Source organism: Streptomyces sp. NPDC002467 (genome assembly GCF_042889825.1).
Taxonomy (GTDB): Bacteria; Actinomycetota; Actinomycetes; order Streptomycetales; family Streptomycetaceae; genus Streptomyces.
Genome location: NZ_JBIARJ010000008.1, coordinates 212,583 through 228,710, shown reverse-complemented (window position 1 = coordinate 228,710; position 16,128 = coordinate 212,583). Strand labels below are relative to the sequence as shown.

Below are 16,128 nucleotides of genomic sequence, written 5' to 3'. Positions count from 1 at the left end.
CGCGGTGGAACAGTCGGGACATCAAATCTGACGCAACGTCAGAAACCAAAGGACGGTGAACCCCCTTGGAATTCGGGCTCTTCGTGCAGGGATACGTGCCTGAGGCGCGGTCCAAGGTCGACCCCCAGGCAGAGCACAAGGCGCTGTTGGAGGAGACCGAGTACGTCATCCAGGCCGACAAGTCCGGCTTCAAGTACGCCTGGGCCTCCGAGCACCACTTCCTGGAGGAGTACTCGCACCTGTCGGCGAACGAGGTCTTCCTCGGCTACCTCGCCGCCGCCACCGAGCGCATCCACCTCGGCTCCGGCATCTTCAACCCGCTCGCCCCGGTCAACCACCCGGTGAAGGTGGCCGAGAAGGTCACCATGCTCGACCACCTCTCCAAGGGCCGCTTCGAATTCGGCACCGGCCGCGGCGCCGGCAGCCACGAGATCCTCGGCTTCCTCCCGGGCATCGAGGACATGAACGGCACCAAGGAGATCTGGGAGGAGACCATCGCCGAGTTCCCCAAGATGTTCCTCCAGGAGGAGTACGAGGGGTTCCAGGGCAAGCACTGGTCGCTCCCGCCGCGGAAGATCTTCCCCAAGCCGTACGGGAAGGCGCACCCGGCCATGTGGTACGCGGCGGGCTCCCCGTCCTCGTACGCGATGGCCGCCAAGAAGGGCCTCGGCGTGCTGGGTTTCAGCGTGCAGAAGGTCTCCGACATGGAGTGGGTCCTCGACCAGTACAAGACGGCCATCCGGGAGGCGAAGGCCATCGGCGCCTTCGTCAACGACAACGTGATGGTCACCTCGACCGCGATCTGCGCCGAGACGCACGACAAGGCCGTCGAGATCGCCGTCAACGCCAACATGAACCGCTTCCAGTCGCTGGTGTTCCGCTACCACGACACCTTCCCGCGGCCGGAGGCCATCCCGGAGTGGCCCGAGACCCTCCCGGAGTACAACGCGGAGATCATCGAGCTCCTGATCGCCGAGGAACTCCTGATCTGCGGTGACCCGTCCGAGGTCAAGGCCCAGTGCAAGCGCTGGGAGCAGGCGGGCGCGGACCAGCTGTCCTTCGGCCTGCCGACCGGCGTCTCGTACGAGGACACGATGACCACGATCAAGCTGATCGGCGAGCACGTGATCCCGGAGATCGACACGGACCCGGTCCACCGCACGACCCGCTTCCGCCAGGGCGCGTAGCGCTCGGCTTCACCGGGGGCGGGCCGGCTCTGCGGGGCCCGCGCCCCGGCCCCAGTACGGGGGCGGTGTCTTCCCGGACCGCCGCCTCCAGCCGTGCCCCGACCGGGCGGCCACCGGCCGGGGCACGGAGATGCCGCTGCGCGGCGCCATGGGCTCCGCCCAGACCCGCTCCTCGAACGCCGGAGGGGCTGGAAATGCCCGCCCGGCGGCACTTGGAAGCCGACGGGGGCGAAACCAGCCCCGCCGGCGTTTGAGGCGCGGGGTCCGGGGCGGAGCCCCGGAAGACGGCGCGCAGCGTGAACAACGGCCGCAGCCACAGCCGGCCCCGCCAGCGTCCCCGGCGCGGGGGCGGGGCGGAGCCCCGAAAGAAGGGACGTCATGCTCGACCACGTCATCAAGGGCGCGACCGTCGTCGACGGCACCGGCGCCCCCGCCCGCGTCGCAGACCTCGGCATACGCGACGGCCGCATCGTCGCCATCGGCACCGTCACCGAAGAGGCCCGCACCACCGAGGACGCCACCGGCCTCGTCCTCACCCCCGGGTTCATCGACCCGCACACGCACTACGACGCCCAGCTCTTCTGGGACCCCTACGCCACCCCGTCCATGAACCACGGCGTCACCACCGTCGCCGGCGGCAACTGCGGCTTCACCCTGGCCCCGCTCAACCCGGCCCGCCCCGAGGACGCCGACTACACGCGCCGCATGATGAGCAAGGTCGAGGGCATGGCCCTCGCCGCCCTGGAGGAGGGCGTCGACTGGACCTGGTCCACGTTCGGCGAGTACCTCGACGCGCTCGACGGCCGCATCGCCGTCAACGCCGGCTTCATGGTCGGCCACTGCGCCCTGCGCCGCCACGTCATGGGCGAGGACGCCGTCGGCGGCAAGCCCACCCCCGAGCAGCTGCAGCAGATGCTCGACCTGCTCCACGACGCCATGAACGCCGGCGCCTGGGGCCTGTCGACCACCCAGTCCTCCACGCACTCCGACGGCGACGGCGCCCCCGTCGCCTCCCGGCACGCCGATCCGGCCGAACTCCTCGCCCTGTCGAAAGCCGTCTCCGAGCACGAGGGCACCCAGCTCGAAGCGATCGTCGCCGGCTGCCTCGACCAGTTCTCCGACGAGGAGATCGACCTCTTCGTCGAGATGAGCGCCGCCGCCGGCCGACCCCTGAACTGGAACGTCCTCACCATCGACGCCTCCGTCCCCGAACGGGTCCCGCGCCAGCTGATCCCCAGCGAGCGCGCCCGCAAGGCCGGCGGCCGGATCGTCGCCCTCACCATGCCGATCCTCACCCCCATGAACATGTCGCTCGGCACGTTCTGCGCGCTCAACCTCATCCCCGGCTGGGGCGAGGTCCTGAACCTCCCCGTCCCCGAGCGGATCACCAAGCTCCGCGACCCCGACGTACGGGCCGAGATGCTCCGCCGCGCCGACAGCAAGGAGGCCGGCGTCTTCCGCCGCCTCGCCAACTTCGGGCGCTACGTCATCGGCGACACGTACAGCAAGGAGAACGAGGGCCTCTCCGGCCGCGTCGTCAACGACATCGCCGCCGAACGCGGCCAGGACGCCTTCCAGTGCCTCGTCGAGATCTGCGCCAACGACGAGCTGCGCACCGTCCTGTGGCCGATGCCCACCGACAACGACCCGGCGACCTGGGCCCTGCGCGCCGAGACCTGGCAGCACGAGGACGTCATGCTCGGCGGCTCCGACGCCGGCGCGCACCTGGACCGCATGTGCGGCGCCCCGTACACGACCCGCTTCCTGGGCGACTGCCTGCGCGGCCGCAAGCTGGTGCCGCTGGAGCAGGCCGTACGGATGCTCACCGACGACCCGGCGCAGCTGTTCGGGCTGCGCGAACGCGGCCGGATCGCCGAGGGCTACCACGCGGACCTGGTCCTCTTCGACCCCGAGCGCATCGAGGCGGGCCCGGCGACCCTCGTCCACGACCTGCCCGGCGACAGCCCGCGGCTGGACTCCCGGGCCATCGGCATCGTCTCGGTCCGGGTCAACGGCGTGGAGACCATCCGCGACGACGAGGTGACGGGGGCCGTGCCGGGCATCGTGCTCCGGTCGGGCCGGGACACGAGGACGGTGAGCACGAGGTGACGCAGGCACAGGACCCGCAGAAGCTCTACATCGGCGGCGAGTGGGTGGAGCCCGACGGCGGCCACTACGAGGTCGTCAACCCGGCGGACGAATCCGTCGTCGGCCTGGCCCCCGAGGCCTCGCGCGGACAGGTCGCCGAGGCGGCCCGCGCCGCCGCCGAGGCCTTCGAGAGCTGGTCCCGTACGACGCCCGAGGCGCGCGCGGCGATCCTCGACAAGGCCGCCGACATCATGCAGCGCGAGTTCGAACCGTGGGCGGCCCTCGCCCAGGCCGAGACGGGCGCCCCGACCGGGATCGCGCGCGGCATGCAGGTCGGCGTCGGCGTCGCCCGCTTCCGGCGGTACGCGAAGGGCGCCTTGGAGCCGGTCGAGCGCGGCCTGCCGCCGCAGGTCACGGAGGCCGGCCCGATGGGGAAGGCGTCCGTCCTGGGCGCGCTGGAGGTGCGCCAGCCGGTCGGCGTGGTCACCTGCATCACCTCGTACAACAACCCGTGGGCGAACCCGGCGGGCAAGGTGGCCCCGGCCCTGGCCATGGGCAACACGGTCGTGGTCAAGCCGGCCCCGCAGGACCCGCTGTCGGTGTTCAGGATGGCGGAGGCGCTCGCGGAGGCCGGGGTCCCGGCGGGCGTGGTCAACGTGGTGAACGGGCAGTCGGTCGAGGTCGGCGAGGCCGCGGTCGACTCGCCGTACGTGGACATGGTGTCCTTCACCGGCTCCACGGGCGTCGGGCAGCGCATCGCCGAGGTCTGCGGCCGCACGATGAAGCGGCAGCTGATGGAACTGGGCGGCAAGGGCGCGGCGATCGTCTTCGACGACGCCGACCTGGATGCCGCGGTGATGGGCATCGGCACGACCTTCTCCTTCTACTCCGGGCAGATCTGCACGGCCCCGACCCGGGTGATCGCCCACCGGGCGGTCTACGACCGGCTGATCGAGAAGCTCACCGGCTACCTGGCCTTCATGAAGGTCGGCGACCCGCGCGAGCGCGGCACGGTCGTGGGCCCGGTGATCTCGGCGGCGCACCGCGACCGCGTGGAGTCGTACATCGAGCTGGGGAGGAAGGAGGGCGCGCGCGTCGCGCACGGCGGCGAGCGCCCGGTGGTCGGTGACGGCGGCAAGGGCTTCTACGTGGCCCCCACCCTCCTCGTCGACTGCACGAACGACATGCGGGTGGTCCGCGAGGAGATCTTCGGCCCGGTCGTCGTGGTCGTCCCCTTCGACGGCGACGAGGACGAGGCGATCCGCCTGGCCAACGACAGCGACTTCGGGCTGCTGAGCTACGTGTGGTCCGGGGACTCGGCCCGTGCGTTCCGCGTGGCCCGGCGGCTGCGGGCGGGCGGGGTGGGCGTGAACACCATCGGCCGCAACATGGAGGCCCCGTTCGGCGGCTTCAAGCGCAGCGGCGTGGGCCGCGACGTCGGCTCGTACGCGCTGCACGCGTACAGCGAGATGCAGTCGATCGTCTGGACGGCGTAGCCCGCGGGTGCGGATCCGGCCGGGGGCGGGTGGCCCCCGGCCGCATCCGTGTCATGCCCGCGGCGTGCGCGGGGGCTCGCGGTAGCCGAGGGCCTCGGCCAGCTCGTGGTTGCCGCCGCCGAAGACGGCGAAGGCCTTGGGGTCCTGCGTCTCCAGTCGTTGCAGGGCGGCGGCCGCCCGGTCCCGGGGCGGGCCGTCGTCGTTGGGCAGCCACCACATGAAGTAGAGCGACCCGCCGGTGCCGGGAGGCGGCGCGGACGGCGTGAACACGAGCTGGACCACCGCCGTGTCCGGGTTCCGCCAGTCGGTGCCGACCCAGCTCGGCGCGAGTTCCCACCGGGAGGCCAGGTCGGGCCGGTCGCGCAGGCCCGCCGCGATCAGCCGCGCGGTGCTGCGGGCCGGCCAGCACCAGGAGAAGTCCCGTTCGGCGCGCGCGAGCTCGGCGTCGTAGGCGGCCGCGTCGAAGCGGTACGGGGGCGGCGTCGGGCCGACCGCCCCGCGCCAGCCGTCCCACACCACCCCGTCGCCGTCCCGGCGGATCGTCACGTACAGCGCGCCGCAGCAGCCCTCGGTGCAGTACGCCTCGGCGAGCTGCACCTCCCGCGGCTCCGATCCGGCGCGCAGCCGGCCGCTGTCGAGAAGGTACTCGGGCGGGTTGCCCCGCCCCTTACCGAACAGCGCGGGGACGAGCGGAACCCCGTCGGCCAGGATCCGGGTCTCGACGGCGGAGGAGTCCGCGGACCCGTGGACGACGACCACCTCCCAGCGAGGCCGGTCACCGTCCTCGGCGCGGGCGAAGGGGAGGTGCCGGTTGCGCCGGAACCAGTCCGCGTGCCGGTCGCCGGGTACGGGCTCCGGCACCACGTCGGGCAACAGCCGGTCCAGGGCGTCGAGCAGGGCCCGGCGCCGCCCGGGCCGCCAGTTCAGCAGCACGGGTGCTCCGCTGTGCAGGTCGAGGGCGATCGACAGCAGCAGCGACCGGTGCTCCGGTGTCGGGGACAGTTCGTCGGCGTGCCGCACCAGGGCCTCGTACACGGCCCGGGCGGGCAGGTAGTCGAGGATCGCGGGGCGGCTGTCGTGCTGGTCGGCCATCCGGTGCAGCAGCCGGCCGGTCAGCGCGAGCAGCTCGGGGTCCTGCGGTCGTGCCCGGAGCAGCCCGCGCAGGTCGGCGGCCTCGGCGAGGCGCCGGGGCTGCCACATGAGCTGCTCGTGCGGCACGGCGAGCAGCGCGGACCGGGTGGCCTCCGCGTCGCCGGAGGCGACCGCGTCGGTCAGCGGTGTCAGCTCCCGGGACCGGTCGCGGCTGCGCAGCACCAGGAGGGCGGCCGCCTGCCGGTCGAGTGGGTCGAGCGCGGCGCTCGCGGTGTCCGCCAGGCCGTGCAGCATGCCGAGGGCCTTGAGACAGGGCGCGTCCTCGGGCTCGCCGAGGCGGATCAGCAGGGCCATGCCGACACCGACGGCCGTCACGTGCGTACCGGTGCGGATCAGCTGCCGGGCGGTCCGGCGGGCGGCGTCCTCGTCGGCGAGCGCGAGCCGCGCGGTGTGCGCGCGCAGGGTGCGGGGGGACATGGCCAGGTCCGCGACCCGCCGGTGGACCGCCTCGGCGGCCCGTACCGGGTCGGGGTCGGCGAGCAGGGGCGTGAGGGCGTCGGTGACGACCGCCCGCGCCTGGTGCCAGGTCAGGTCCCGGGGGCCGGGCTCCGGTGGGCCGTCGGGGAGGGGATAGCCCTTGCGCGGGATCCGGCCGTCCGGCTCGATGCCGCGGCGGAAGAGGGCGTAGTCGTACAGGGAGGTTCCGGGGGTGAGCGCAGCGCGCTCCTCGCGGGCGCTCACCGGGCGGGGTGGGACTCGATTCCGTAGGTCATGAGCGGGAGCATGCCGCAGTGATCACCCGGCGTCCACCGAAAATACGGCTTCGCCGCGCACCCGCCCGTTGACCTGGAGCTGCACCAGGTGCTCGCCCGAGTGGTAGCGGCGGGTGGTGATCGGCTTGAAGGAGTGCCGCCTGGTGCCGGCGAGGGTCTCGCCGGGGGCGAGGGCGCGGGTGACGAGCTTGAACACCTTCGGGGTGCGGGTGCCGTTCGCCTTCGTGTGGTGGACGACGTAGTCGACGACCAGCTCGGCCGGGAGCGCGCCGCTGTTGGTGACCGCGTAGTCGAAGACGAGGTAATCGCCGACCGCGACCCGCGGGGTGGTCACCACCGGCCCCCGCACGTCGACCGGGACGTCCGGGGCGTGGCCGAGCAGGGTCAGGGCCTCGGGCCGCCCCGCCTTGACCAGGGTGCGCAGTCCGTGGCGTACGACGCGGTCCGTCGTGGCACCGGGCCGCGCCAGCCAGCGGGCGGCGGTCTCGACGGCGAGGCCGGGGTGGTCGCGGCTGATGTCGTTGAGGTGGTTGGAGACGGAGCGGCGGACGTACTCGGAGTCGTCGAGGTACAGGGCGTCCAGTACGGGCACGGCCGGGCGTGGGTCGGCGACGAAGGCGGGCAGCTGCGGGGCCCACGGCAGCCGGGGCCGGGTGCCCTCGCTCGCGAGGCGGCGCACGTGCGGGTCCGGGTCGTCCGTCCACCCCCGTACGACGGCCAGGGCGCGGGCCGGGTCGGCGCGCAGGAAGGGACGCACCGCGGATTCGGCGGTGAGTCGGGGGGTGAGGTCGTGCAGCAGGGCCAGTCCGGGCTCGAAGACCTCCAGCCCGCGGACGGCCACGGCTTCGTCGACGGGGAAGGTCATCCACCCGTCGAAGGCGGGCTCGGCGAGGGCGGTGCGCACGACGGCCTCGAAGCCGGGCCAGTCCGCGGGGAGGTCGGCGAGTACGGCGTCGCGGACGGCGGCGACGCGACCGCTGTAGGTCAGCCCGTCGAGCGCGTCGGCGCAGGCGAGCAGGGCGGGCGCGGACCGGCGTCCGCCCGCTCGGGCGAGCAGCCGGGCGAGGGTGGTGACGGTCGCCGCGCTGAGGAGTTCATCGGCCGTGGGCATGGGCCCAGTCTGGCGGACCGGGCGCGGGGCGGGGGGCCGCCGGACCGTGAGCCGTTCCCTCCGCGCGAGGGCGGGGTGACCGCAGTCACACGGGAAAGTTTGAAAGCGCACAAAAGGGGCAGAGGTGCGGTTTCCGCATACCGGAACCCGCTGTCCGGCACCTGTTGATCTGTGGATGGATGCCTGAGTGAACCTTGTATTACATGCCAGTGAAGTGTCTTGATCTCAAGATTCAAAGGGATTTGGGTCGTCCCGGATCCGGACTTAAGTCCTCCAGATATGGAATGCGCAGCATCTAACGTCCTGACTCATGACTCAGCTGGACGTTCGGCCCCGGGCCGGAGACACGGTAGGCGGCGTCGCCCAAGGCGAGGGCGACGTGCGCGGCAAGGGCCTCGGCAAGGGTTCCGTCGGCCTGGTGGGCAGCGCCGTCATCGGCATCTCCACCGTCGCCCCCGTCTACTGCCTGACCTCGACCCTCGGCTCCACGGCCGGCGAGGTCGGCGTCCAGATGCCCGCGGTCTTCCTCGCCGGCTTCCTCCCGATGCTCCTGGTCGCCTTCGCGTACCGCGAGCTCAACAAGGCCATGCCGGACTGCGGCACCTCCTTCACCTGGACCGTCAAGGCCTTCGGCCCGCGGATCGGCTGGATGTGCGGCTGGGGCCTGGTGATCGCCACGATCATCGTGCTCTCCAACCTGGCCGGCGTCGCCACCTCGTACTTCTGGCTGCTGGCCGGCGAGATCACGGGCAATCCGTCGATCGCCGCCCTGGACGACAACAAGCTCGTCCACATCGCCACCTGCCTGACCCTGATCGCCACCGCCACCGCGATCAGCTACCGCGGCATGACCGCCACCAAGGGCGTCCAGTACACCCTCGTAGGCCTCCAGCTCGTCGTGCTCGCCGTCTTCGTCGCCATGGCCCTCCAGAAGGCCTCCGCCGGTACCTTCGACACCGGCCTGGACTTCTCCTGGTCCTGGATGAACCCCTTCGCGGTCGAGTCCATGCAGGCCTTCACCGCCGGCCTCTCCCTCTCGATCTTCATGTACTGGGGCTGGGACGCATGCCTGGCCACCAACGAGGAGACCACCGGCTCCGCCAAGACCCCGGGCCGCGCCGCGCTCATCGCGATGGTCGTCCTGGTCGGCTCGTACCTGGCCACCGGCGTCGCCGCCCAGATGGTCGTCGGCTCCGGCGACAAGGGCCTCGGCCTCGGCAACCCGGACACCTCCGACAACGTCTTCGCGGCCCTCGCCGGCCCGGTGATGGGCCCGGTGCTCGGCATCCTGCTCTTCGTCGCCGTCCTGGCCTCCGCCACCGCGTCCCTGCAGACCACCTTCATCCCGGTGGCCCGCACCGTCCTCGCCATGTCGACGTACGAGGCGCTGCCGGCCTCCTACGCCAAGGTCCACCCGAAGTTCAAGACCCCGGGCCGCGCCACCGTCATGGCGGGCGTCGCCACCGGCGCGTTCTACACGATCATGACCCTGGTCAGCGAGAACGTCCTCACGGACACGATCTTCGCGCTCGGCCTGATGATCTGCTTCTACTACTCGCTGACGGCCTTCGCCTGCGCCTGGTACTTCCGCGGCGACCTGCGCCGCTCCGCCCGGGACCTGTTCTTCAAGGGCGTCTTCCCGGTCATGGGCGGCCTGCTGCTGGCCGGGGTCTTCGGCAAGACCCTCGTCGACGCGTGGAACCCGGCCTACGGCTCCGGCTCCGACGTCTTCGGCGTCGGCAGCGTCTTCGTCATCGGCGTCGGCCTGCTGGCCCTCGGCCTGGTCATCATGTTCGTCACCGAACGCCGCAGCCCGGCCTTCTTCCGCGGCCAGGTCCTGACGAAGTCCACCCCGTCCCTGGTCGTCGAGGACTGACCCACCGCCTGTTCGCTCGCGTCACCGCAGAGTCGTCCCCGCGGCCCCGGATCGAATCCCTTCGGTTCGGGGCCGCGGGCGTCGGTGGATCCGAGGCCGGGGCCGGTGGCGGCGGCGCGCTCGTGGAGTCAGCCCAGGACGTACTGTTCGTCCCCGAACTCGGCGACGATCTTCAGCTTGCCGCCCAGGGCGCGGACGTACGCGGCGAGGATCTCGACCTCACTCCGTTCGATCCCGACGCACTCGGGTGGGGTTGGGAAGCCGCGGGCTCACTCCAAAGTGGGGGCGGGCGGTGACCCCGAGTGCGGCGGGGTCGTTGGGACGGGCATGAATGCCATGAAGCGCACACTCGCCGCCCTGGTCCTCTCCGGCGGCGCCGCCCTCGCACTCACCCCCGTCGCCGCGCACGCCGACGGGATGCCCCACGGTGTCCCCCTCACCGAGCGCGTCGGCGACATCGTCGACCACCCCGCACAGGCCGTCCAGGACACCAAGACCGCCGTGGGCGTCACCACCCAGGCCGCCGGAACCGCGACCAAGGCCACCGACGCCTCCCTCTCCGGCGCCGGTGGGGCACTGTCCGCCGGGCTGCCCAACGCCCCGAAGGTCCGCTGACCGCTCGTACCCGCACCCTCCCCGGCCGGAGTCACACCGCGCCCACCCCCGCGTGCACCGCGCGCAGGGTCGGGGCGGTGGCCTCGTCCACCACGGCCCGCGCGAAGTCCGCGTGCGTGATCCGGGCGGCGGCATCGGCGGGGGCGAGGGCGTAGCCACCGGCCGGGGCCGGGGGGTCCGCGTCGTCGGCGGCGAAGTCTCCGGCCGGGCTCAGCACCGCCCAGTCCAGGGCATCGGGCGCGGCCGCCCGCAGCGCTTCCGTCCCGGCACCGTGGCCGGCGTAGAACGCCCGCCACTCCTGCGGGTAACCCGGGGTGTCCATCAGCGCGACCCCCGACTCCGTGGCCAGTACGGACGCCAACCCGACCCCGACCAGTCGCCCCACCCCGGCCCGAGGGAGCCCGGCCGCCAAGGCCCTCGCCACCGCCGGGAAGAACTCCTGCGGGGCAGCCTGAGGGTCGTACACCGCCACCACCGCCGCGTCGTGCCCGGCCGCCAGCCGCGCCACGTCCGCCGCCGAGGTGACGTCCCCCTCGGCGCGGCCCGCCTCGGTGACCCGGTGCCCGCGCGCCCGCGCCTCGGCGACGACGGCCCGGCCGACCCGGCCCCGGGCCCCGAACACGATGATCTGCTTCTGGATGTGCATCTGGTTCGTCATGCGGGGGAGCGTAGGAGTCGGGCTGGTTACCGATCGGATACCGGCCTAACGTGTGGATCATGAGCGAGCCGCAGCCCCCACCGCCGCTGGACCCGGAGATGTTCGACCCCGTCTGCCCCTCGCCGCTGGTCCCGTTCCGGATCGGCGACAAGTGGGCCACGCTGATCCTGCGCTGCCTGGAGGGCGGCCCCCGCCGCTTCTCGGAGCTCAAGGTCCCGCTGCCCGGCATCACCTCCAAGTCCCTGACGCAGTCCCTGCGCGGCCTGGAGCGCGACGGTTTCGTCGTACGGGAGGAGTACGAGCGCCCCGAGCGCCGCGTCGAGTACGCCCTCACCCCCCTCGGCAGGGGCCTCCTCGGCCCGCTGGACGTTGCCTGCGAGTGGACCCGGGAGCACTGGGACGAGCTGATCGACGCCCACGAGGCGGGGGTGGGGGCGGGGGCGGCCGCCTCGCGGCCGGCGAAGGCCGGGGGTTAGCCGTGGAACCCATGGACCGCGACCGCGACCGGCTGGCCCGGTACCTCGCCGCCGTCGTCGGGGACGCCCACGTGCTCACCGACCCCGCCCTCCGCGCCTCGTACGAGACCGACTTCACCGGCCGCTACACCGGCCGGGCCCGGCTCGTGGTCCGGCCCGCCGACACCGCCCAGGTCGCCGAGACGGTCCGCCTCTGCCGGGAAGCCGGGGCCCCGATCGTCCCGCAGGGCGGCAATACGGGCCTCGTCGGCGGCTCGGTCCCCACCGGCGCCGGCACCGAGGTCGTACTGTCCCTGCGCCGCCTGAGCGTGATCGGACCCGTCGACGCCGACGCCCGCCAGGTGACCGTGGGTGCGGGGACCGCACTGGCGGAGCTCCAGCGCCACGTCCGCCCGCACGGCTGGGACTTCGGCGTCGACCTCGCCTCCCGGGACTCCGCCACCCTCGGCGGCATGATCGCGACCAACGCGGGCGGCGAACGCGTCGTCCGCCACGGCACCACCCGCGCCAACGTCGCCGGGATCGAAGCCGTACTCGCCGACGGCAGCGTCCTCGACCGGCTCGCCGGGCTGCCCAAGGACAACACCGGCTACGACCTGACGGGCCTCCTCGTCGGCAGCGAGGGCACCCTGGCCGTCATCACCCGGGCACGGCTGCGCCTGGTCCCCGAGCTGCCCGAGCGGGTCACCGCCCTGCTCGCCCTCGACTCGCTCGCGGCCGCCGTCGGTGTCCTGAGCGCCCTGCGGCGGCTCGAATCCCTCGAACTGGCCGAGTTCTTCACCGCCGACGGCCTGGCCCTGGTCCTGAAGCACGGCGGCCTTCCGGCGCCCTTCCGCACCGCGTACCCCGTCTACCTGCTGGTGGAATGCGCGGCCCGGCACGATCCGGCCGGGGAACTCGCCGCGCTGCTGGAGGAGGCGGAAGTGGAGGCGGAGGTACGCGATGTGGCCGTCGGGCGGCAGGCCTCCGACCGCCGCCGCCTCGCCGCCTACCGCGAGCGGCACACCGAGTCGGTCAACGCCGAGGGGATCCCCCTCAAGCTCGACGTCACCGTCCCGCTCGCCGACCTGCCGCGGTTCGTCGCGGACCTGCCCGGGCTGTTGGCCGGCCGGGCCCGGCCGTACGTCTTCGGGCACCTCGCCGAGGGCAACGTCCACGTCAACCTCCTCGACGTCGCCCCCGACGAGGAGGAGTCGGTGACGGAGGCCGTGCTGCGCCGGGTCGCGGAGGCGGGCGGCAGCATCAGCGCCGAACACGGCATCGGCCGCGCCAAGTCGCGCTACCTGCACCTGACCCGGTCGGCCACGGACATCGCCGTGATGCGCTCCGTCAAGGCGGCATTCGACCCGGACCGGCTACTGAACCCGGACACCCTGCTGCCTGGGGGCGACGCCGGTCGTTGAGCAGCGCATGATCCTATGGTTGCTGAACAACCTCAGCACGCTCGTCATCGCGGTGCTCATCGTCGGCGGCATCACCGGCCTCGCCGTCCTCGGCAGCCTGGCCGCCCGCCGCCGCTTCCCGCACCTCGCGGGCGGCGACCACAACGAGATGGTCGGGATCGCGCTCGGCATGTTCGGCGCGATCTACGGCATCATCCTCGCGTTCGTCGTCGTCACCCTGTGGACGCAGCTGGAGAACACCGAGAACATCGTCGCCACCGAGGCGACCGACCTGGCGCTGGTCGTACGCAGCGCCGACACCTTCCCTGCCGCCGACCGCGCGCGCATCAACCAGGCCGTGGGCGCCTATGCGCACGCCGTCGTCGAGGTCCAGTGGCCGCTGATGCGCGACGGGCGGCCGAGCTACGACGCCACTGCCGTCCAGACCCGTGACCTGTACGCGGCCCTCCAGGCGTACGAGCCGAGCGGGCCCCGCGCCGAGACCTTCTACGCCGAGGCCGTCAGCCGCGTCAACGACGTCGCCGCGCAGCGCCGGGCCCGCATCTCCATGGCCGAGACCTCACTGCCGGTCCTGCTGCAAGTGCTGGTGTACGGGGGCGCGTTGGTGATCATCCCGCTCACGTTCCTGTTCGGACTGCGCAGCCTGAAGATGCAGCTGCTGTTCGTGGCGGCGGTGGCCGGGCTGATCGGCTTCAGCCTGTTGCTGGTCGTCGCCCTGGACCGCCCCTTCGCGGGGGACCTGAGCGTGACGCCGCAGCCGTACCAGGAGGCGGCGCTGTCACGGTTCTGGACGGCGGGGGCGGGTTCGTGACGACGCGGGGCTACCCCCAGGTACGGGAGGACAGCACGAGGCGGTAGCCGTCCGGGTCCTCGATGGTGACGCCCCACTCGTCCCAGTAGGGATTGTGCGAGGCGACCCGGGTGCCGCCGTGCTCGACGAGTCGCTGTACGAGGGCCTCGTCGGGGGCTTCGCCGAGGTAGACCACGAAGAGGTCCTCGACGGTGGGGGCGGGGGTGGTCGGGTTGGCGGCGTCGTAGGTCAACTCGAAGTGCCAGCCGCCTCCGACGGGCCCGACCATCAGCAGATCGTGCTCCCCGGGCGCGGTGGAGGTGGTCCGCCACTGGACGTCGAGCCCGAGCCCGTCGACGTAGAACCTCTCGGCGGCCTTGAGATCGAGGGAGGGCCGGGCGACGCGGATGTGGGCGCTGGGACTGATCATGCGAGCAGGTTACGGGGTGGGGGGTGTGCGGGGGCGGGGGTTTGGGTTTGGCGGGGCCCCGGTCGGTCGGCGGTGGAAAGGGTTGGGGGTTTCCCGTCGGTCCCATGGTCCTTCCGCGTCGGGCCGGCCTGTCAAGGGCGCTCCCTGCGGTCGCGTCGCTGCGCGATCGCCTTCGGCGACCCTTGACAGACCGACCCGCCACGGAAAGACAAGGACCAACGGGAAACCCCCAAAAGAACGGGCCGGGAGGAACGGCAACGACCGGGCGGGACAGGGTTGTCCGACCCGGCTCCGGGCCGGCGGCCCGCTCCCCCAAAGGCCGACCACAAGAGCCCCGGCGAGGGGAAGGGCGCGTCAGATCGCTACGCGCTCCTCGCGTCTCGGCGGCCGACGACCGTCCGGGGCTGGTCTCGCCCCAGATCGCCACGCGCTCCTCTTTGACGGCGTCGACGGTTGCTTTGGGCTGGACATGGGCCGCCCATGATGGCCGCACGGCTGACGTCGTCCGGTGTTTGCGTCACTGGCCCACTCGGCCGTCGATCCGCTCGCGAAGCAGGTCGGCGTGTCCACAGTGCCGCGCGTATTCGCCGATCTGCGCCACCAGGATCTCGCGCAGCGGTGCCTCACCGGTCCGCGTGCCGAGGTCGGCGAAGCCGGCGATGAAACGGTCGGTCACCTCGCTCTCGGCCCGCCACTGCCGCCAGGCGTCCTCCACGACCGCCGGATCGGCGACCGCCCCGTTCCAGTCGCCGTCGCGGTCTTCAGGGGTGCGGTAGATCCGGGGGGAGTCCTCGCCCGCCATTCGGCGGAAGTGCCGTTCGTCCTCGGCCATGTGCCGCACCAGCCCGAGCAGGGACATCGTGGACGGGGGCACCGAGCGCCGGGCCATCTGTTCGGCATCCAGGTCCGCGCACTTCATCTCGACGGTGAGACGGAAGTGGCGCAGGCTCTCCAGCAGCGCACCGCGCTCGTCGACCGTCTCGCGCGGGTCGTCGGCGGGGTCGACCCACATGTCGCGATGGATGGTGGAAGGCGTCCACCGATTCGCCACTGCTTCGTCGTCGCGCTTGCGTGAGTCCATGATCGAATCGTCGGGCGCAGGGACTTCGTTCACCACCGAATATCACCTCCGAATCGGCCGGCCGCGCAGTTCCCCGATCAGCTGCCGGTAGGTCGCGAAGGCCGGCTTGCGGGTGTAGTCGTCGCGCAGCAGACCGAAGTGGTGGAACAGCCCTTCGGCGCTGCTGTCGGCGTCCCGCAGGGCGAAGAGTGAGTAGCCGTCGATGTTGAGCTTGGAGGCGAGGTCGGCGACGGTCCGGATGACGGTCTCCAGAGTGGTCGCCTGTTGCCGTTCGGGGCGGCCGGGGCCGGTGGGCCAGCCGTTCTCGCACACGCGGATCGGGACGGTGTCCGGGATGCCGGCCTGCGGCAGGCAGGTGTGGCGGAACGCCGTCAGTACCGCGGTGACCGCGTCTGCCAACCGGTCGGCGGGGACGCGGCGGAACACGTCCGGGAAGAAGTCCAGGCCGACGTAGTCCAGGCTCTCCGGGAAGCGCCCGTCCGACAGGGCGCCGAGGTCGGACCAGAAGGTGTCGGACGGGTCGAAGCTCGGTACGGCGTTGAAGCCGACTGCGACATGGCGCGCCTCCTGCTTGGCGGCGATGACGCCGTGGACGAGCGCGTTCAGGACGTTGGGGGTACTGCCGTCGACCGCGGGGAGGTCGAGGTTGGGCTCCTCGCAGATCTGGACGGACGTCAGCTCGGGTCCGCCGGTCCGGACGGCCTCGCGGACGAACTCCGGCCAGCCGTCGAGATCGCCGGACGGCTCGCGGAACTGCAGTACGAGGTCCAGGGTGCGCCCGCGCCGGAGGCAGGCCCGCGGATCGGCCGGCGTCGGCGGCGGGGGTGTCACGGTGGAGGCGAACGAGCGGTAGGCGCGGACCGCCAGCGTGTCCGCCTCGCCCTGGAGTTCGTCGAGGGCCTCGTTGATGCGGTCCGGATCGTCCGGTCGGACCGGATGGATGATGCCTTGGTCGTCGCCCAGGATGCCGCCGGGATAGATGCCGAACGCCATGGCCATGAGATCCCCCAAAAAATCTTGGTGTCACACCAAATTTGTGGTGACACTACCAT

At 72.3% G+C, this 16,128-nt stretch carries 13 protein-coding genes and 1 pseudogene; 8 read left to right on the top strand and 6 right to left on the bottom strand.

The genetic code is table 11. From position 1 onward, the window contains the following. Positions 1 to 65: 65 nt before the first annotated feature. The 3 genes and pseudogenes from ACFYYJ_RS19015 to ACFYYJ_RS19005 all read left to right on the top strand — a co-directional run bounded on the left by ACFYYJ_RS19015 (position 66) and on the right by ACFYYJ_RS19005 (position 4,771). Entirely contained in the window at positions 66 to 1,187 is a 1,122-nt protein-coding gene (locus ACFYYJ_RS19015; protein ID WP_385129704.1) for an LLM class flavin-dependent oxidoreductase, read from the top strand. 363 nt (positions 1,188 to 1,550) lie between these two features. Then, positions 1,551 to 3,296, top strand: a pseudogene (locus ACFYYJ_RS19010) (amidohydrolase family protein); the annotation flags it as partial. Continuing rightward, positions 3,293 to 4,771 carry an aldehyde dehydrogenase family protein gene (locus ACFYYJ_RS19005; RefSeq protein ID WP_389133822.1) on the top strand — a complete coding sequence of 493 codons (1,479 nt, stop codon included), beginning with the start codon at positions 3,293 to 3,295 and terminating at the stop codon, positions 4,769 to 4,771. The pseudogene ACFYYJ_RS19010 and the gene ACFYYJ_RS19005, both read left to right, overlap by 4 nt. A 51-nt stretch (positions 4,772 to 4,822) precedes the next feature. Here ACFYYJ_RS19005 and ACFYYJ_RS19000 read toward each other — a convergent pair whose 3' ends face one another. Both ACFYYJ_RS19000 and ACFYYJ_RS18995 read right to left on the bottom strand, forming a co-directional pair. Further along, positions 4,823 to 6,604, bottom strand: a complete 1,782-nt coding sequence (locus ACFYYJ_RS19000; RefSeq protein ID WP_389133819.1) for a hypothetical protein — start codon at positions 6,602 to 6,604, stop codon at positions 4,823 to 4,825. Between the two features lie 54 nt (positions 6,605 to 6,658). Further along, a complete protein-coding gene (locus ACFYYJ_RS18995; protein WP_389133816.1) occupies positions 6,659 to 7,747 on the bottom strand; it encodes a DNA alkylation repair protein in 1,089 nt (362 codons plus the stop codon). Between the two features lie 310 nt (positions 7,748 to 8,057). Here ACFYYJ_RS18995 and ACFYYJ_RS18990 point away from each other — a divergent pair, with 310 nt between their 5' ends. Next, a complete protein-coding gene (locus tag ACFYYJ_RS18990) occupies positions 8,058 to 9,623 on the top strand; it encodes an APC family permease (protein WP_389133813.1) in 1,566 nt (521 codons plus the stop codon). Between the two features lie 336 nt (positions 9,624 to 9,959). After that, complete coding sequence (locus ACFYYJ_RS18985; protein ID WP_385129717.1) at positions 9,960 to 10,238, top strand: hypothetical protein; 279 nt, start codon at positions 9,960 to 9,962, stop codon at positions 10,236 to 10,238. A 31-nt stretch (positions 10,239 to 10,269) separates the two neighbouring features. On the opposite strand, the gene ACFYYJ_RS18980 is transcribed toward ACFYYJ_RS18985, so the two are convergent. After that, positions 10,270 to 10,896 carry an NAD(P)-dependent oxidoreductase gene (locus tag ACFYYJ_RS18980; protein ID WP_389133810.1) on the bottom strand — a complete coding sequence of 209 codons (627 nt, stop codon included), beginning with the start codon at positions 10,894 to 10,896 and terminating at the stop codon, positions 10,270 to 10,272. Positions 10,897 to 10,955: 59 nt separating this feature from the next. Here ACFYYJ_RS18980 and ACFYYJ_RS18975 point away from each other — a divergent pair, with 59 nt between their 5' ends. Genes ACFYYJ_RS18975 through ACFYYJ_RS18965 form a run of 3 tightly spaced genes read left to right on the top strand, consistent with a single transcriptional unit; the run spans position 10,956 to position 13,586 of the window. Beyond that, the gene (locus ACFYYJ_RS18975; RefSeq protein ID WP_389133807.1) at positions 10,956 to 11,372 is read left to right on the top strand and encodes a winged helix-turn-helix transcriptional regulator; all 417 of its coding nucleotides are present in this window, start codon (positions 10,956 to 10,958) and stop codon (positions 11,370 to 11,372) included. 11 nt (positions 11,373 to 11,383) lie between these two features. Further along, positions 11,384 to 12,775: an FAD-binding oxidoreductase gene (locus ACFYYJ_RS18970; RefSeq protein WP_385129750.1), complete on the top strand. Its 1,392-nt coding sequence runs from the start codon at positions 11,384 to 11,386 to the stop codon at positions 12,773 to 12,775. 7 nt (positions 12,776 to 12,782) lie between these two features. Beyond that, entirely contained in the window at positions 12,783 to 13,586 is an 804-nt protein-coding gene (locus ACFYYJ_RS18965) for a DUF4239 domain-containing protein (RefSeq protein ID WP_389133803.1), read from the top strand. 10 nt (positions 13,587 to 13,596) lie between these two features. Here the strand turns inward: ACFYYJ_RS18965 and ACFYYJ_RS18960 are convergent, their stop codons facing one another. The 3 genes from ACFYYJ_RS18960 to ACFYYJ_RS18950 all read right to left on the bottom strand — a co-directional run bounded on the left by ACFYYJ_RS18960 (position 13,597) and on the right by ACFYYJ_RS18950 (position 16,075). Further along, positions 13,597 to 13,995 (bottom strand): VOC family protein, encoded by a 399-nt coding sequence (locus ACFYYJ_RS18960; protein WP_385129724.1) that lies wholly within the window; start codon positions 13,993 to 13,995, stop codon positions 13,597 to 13,599. A gap of 517 nt (positions 13,996 to 14,512) precedes the next feature. Continuing rightward, the gene (locus ACFYYJ_RS18955; protein ID WP_389133800.1) at positions 14,513 to 15,076 is read right to left on the bottom strand and encodes a DinB family protein; all 564 of its coding nucleotides are present in this window, start codon (positions 15,074 to 15,076) and stop codon (positions 14,513 to 14,515) included. 42 nt (positions 15,077 to 15,118) lie between these two features. After that, positions 15,119 to 16,075 carry a hypothetical protein gene (locus ACFYYJ_RS18950; RefSeq protein WP_389133797.1) on the bottom strand — a complete coding sequence of 319 codons (957 nt, stop codon included), beginning with the start codon at positions 16,073 to 16,075 and terminating at the stop codon, positions 15,119 to 15,121. Positions 16,076 to 16,128 lie beyond the last annotated feature (53 nt).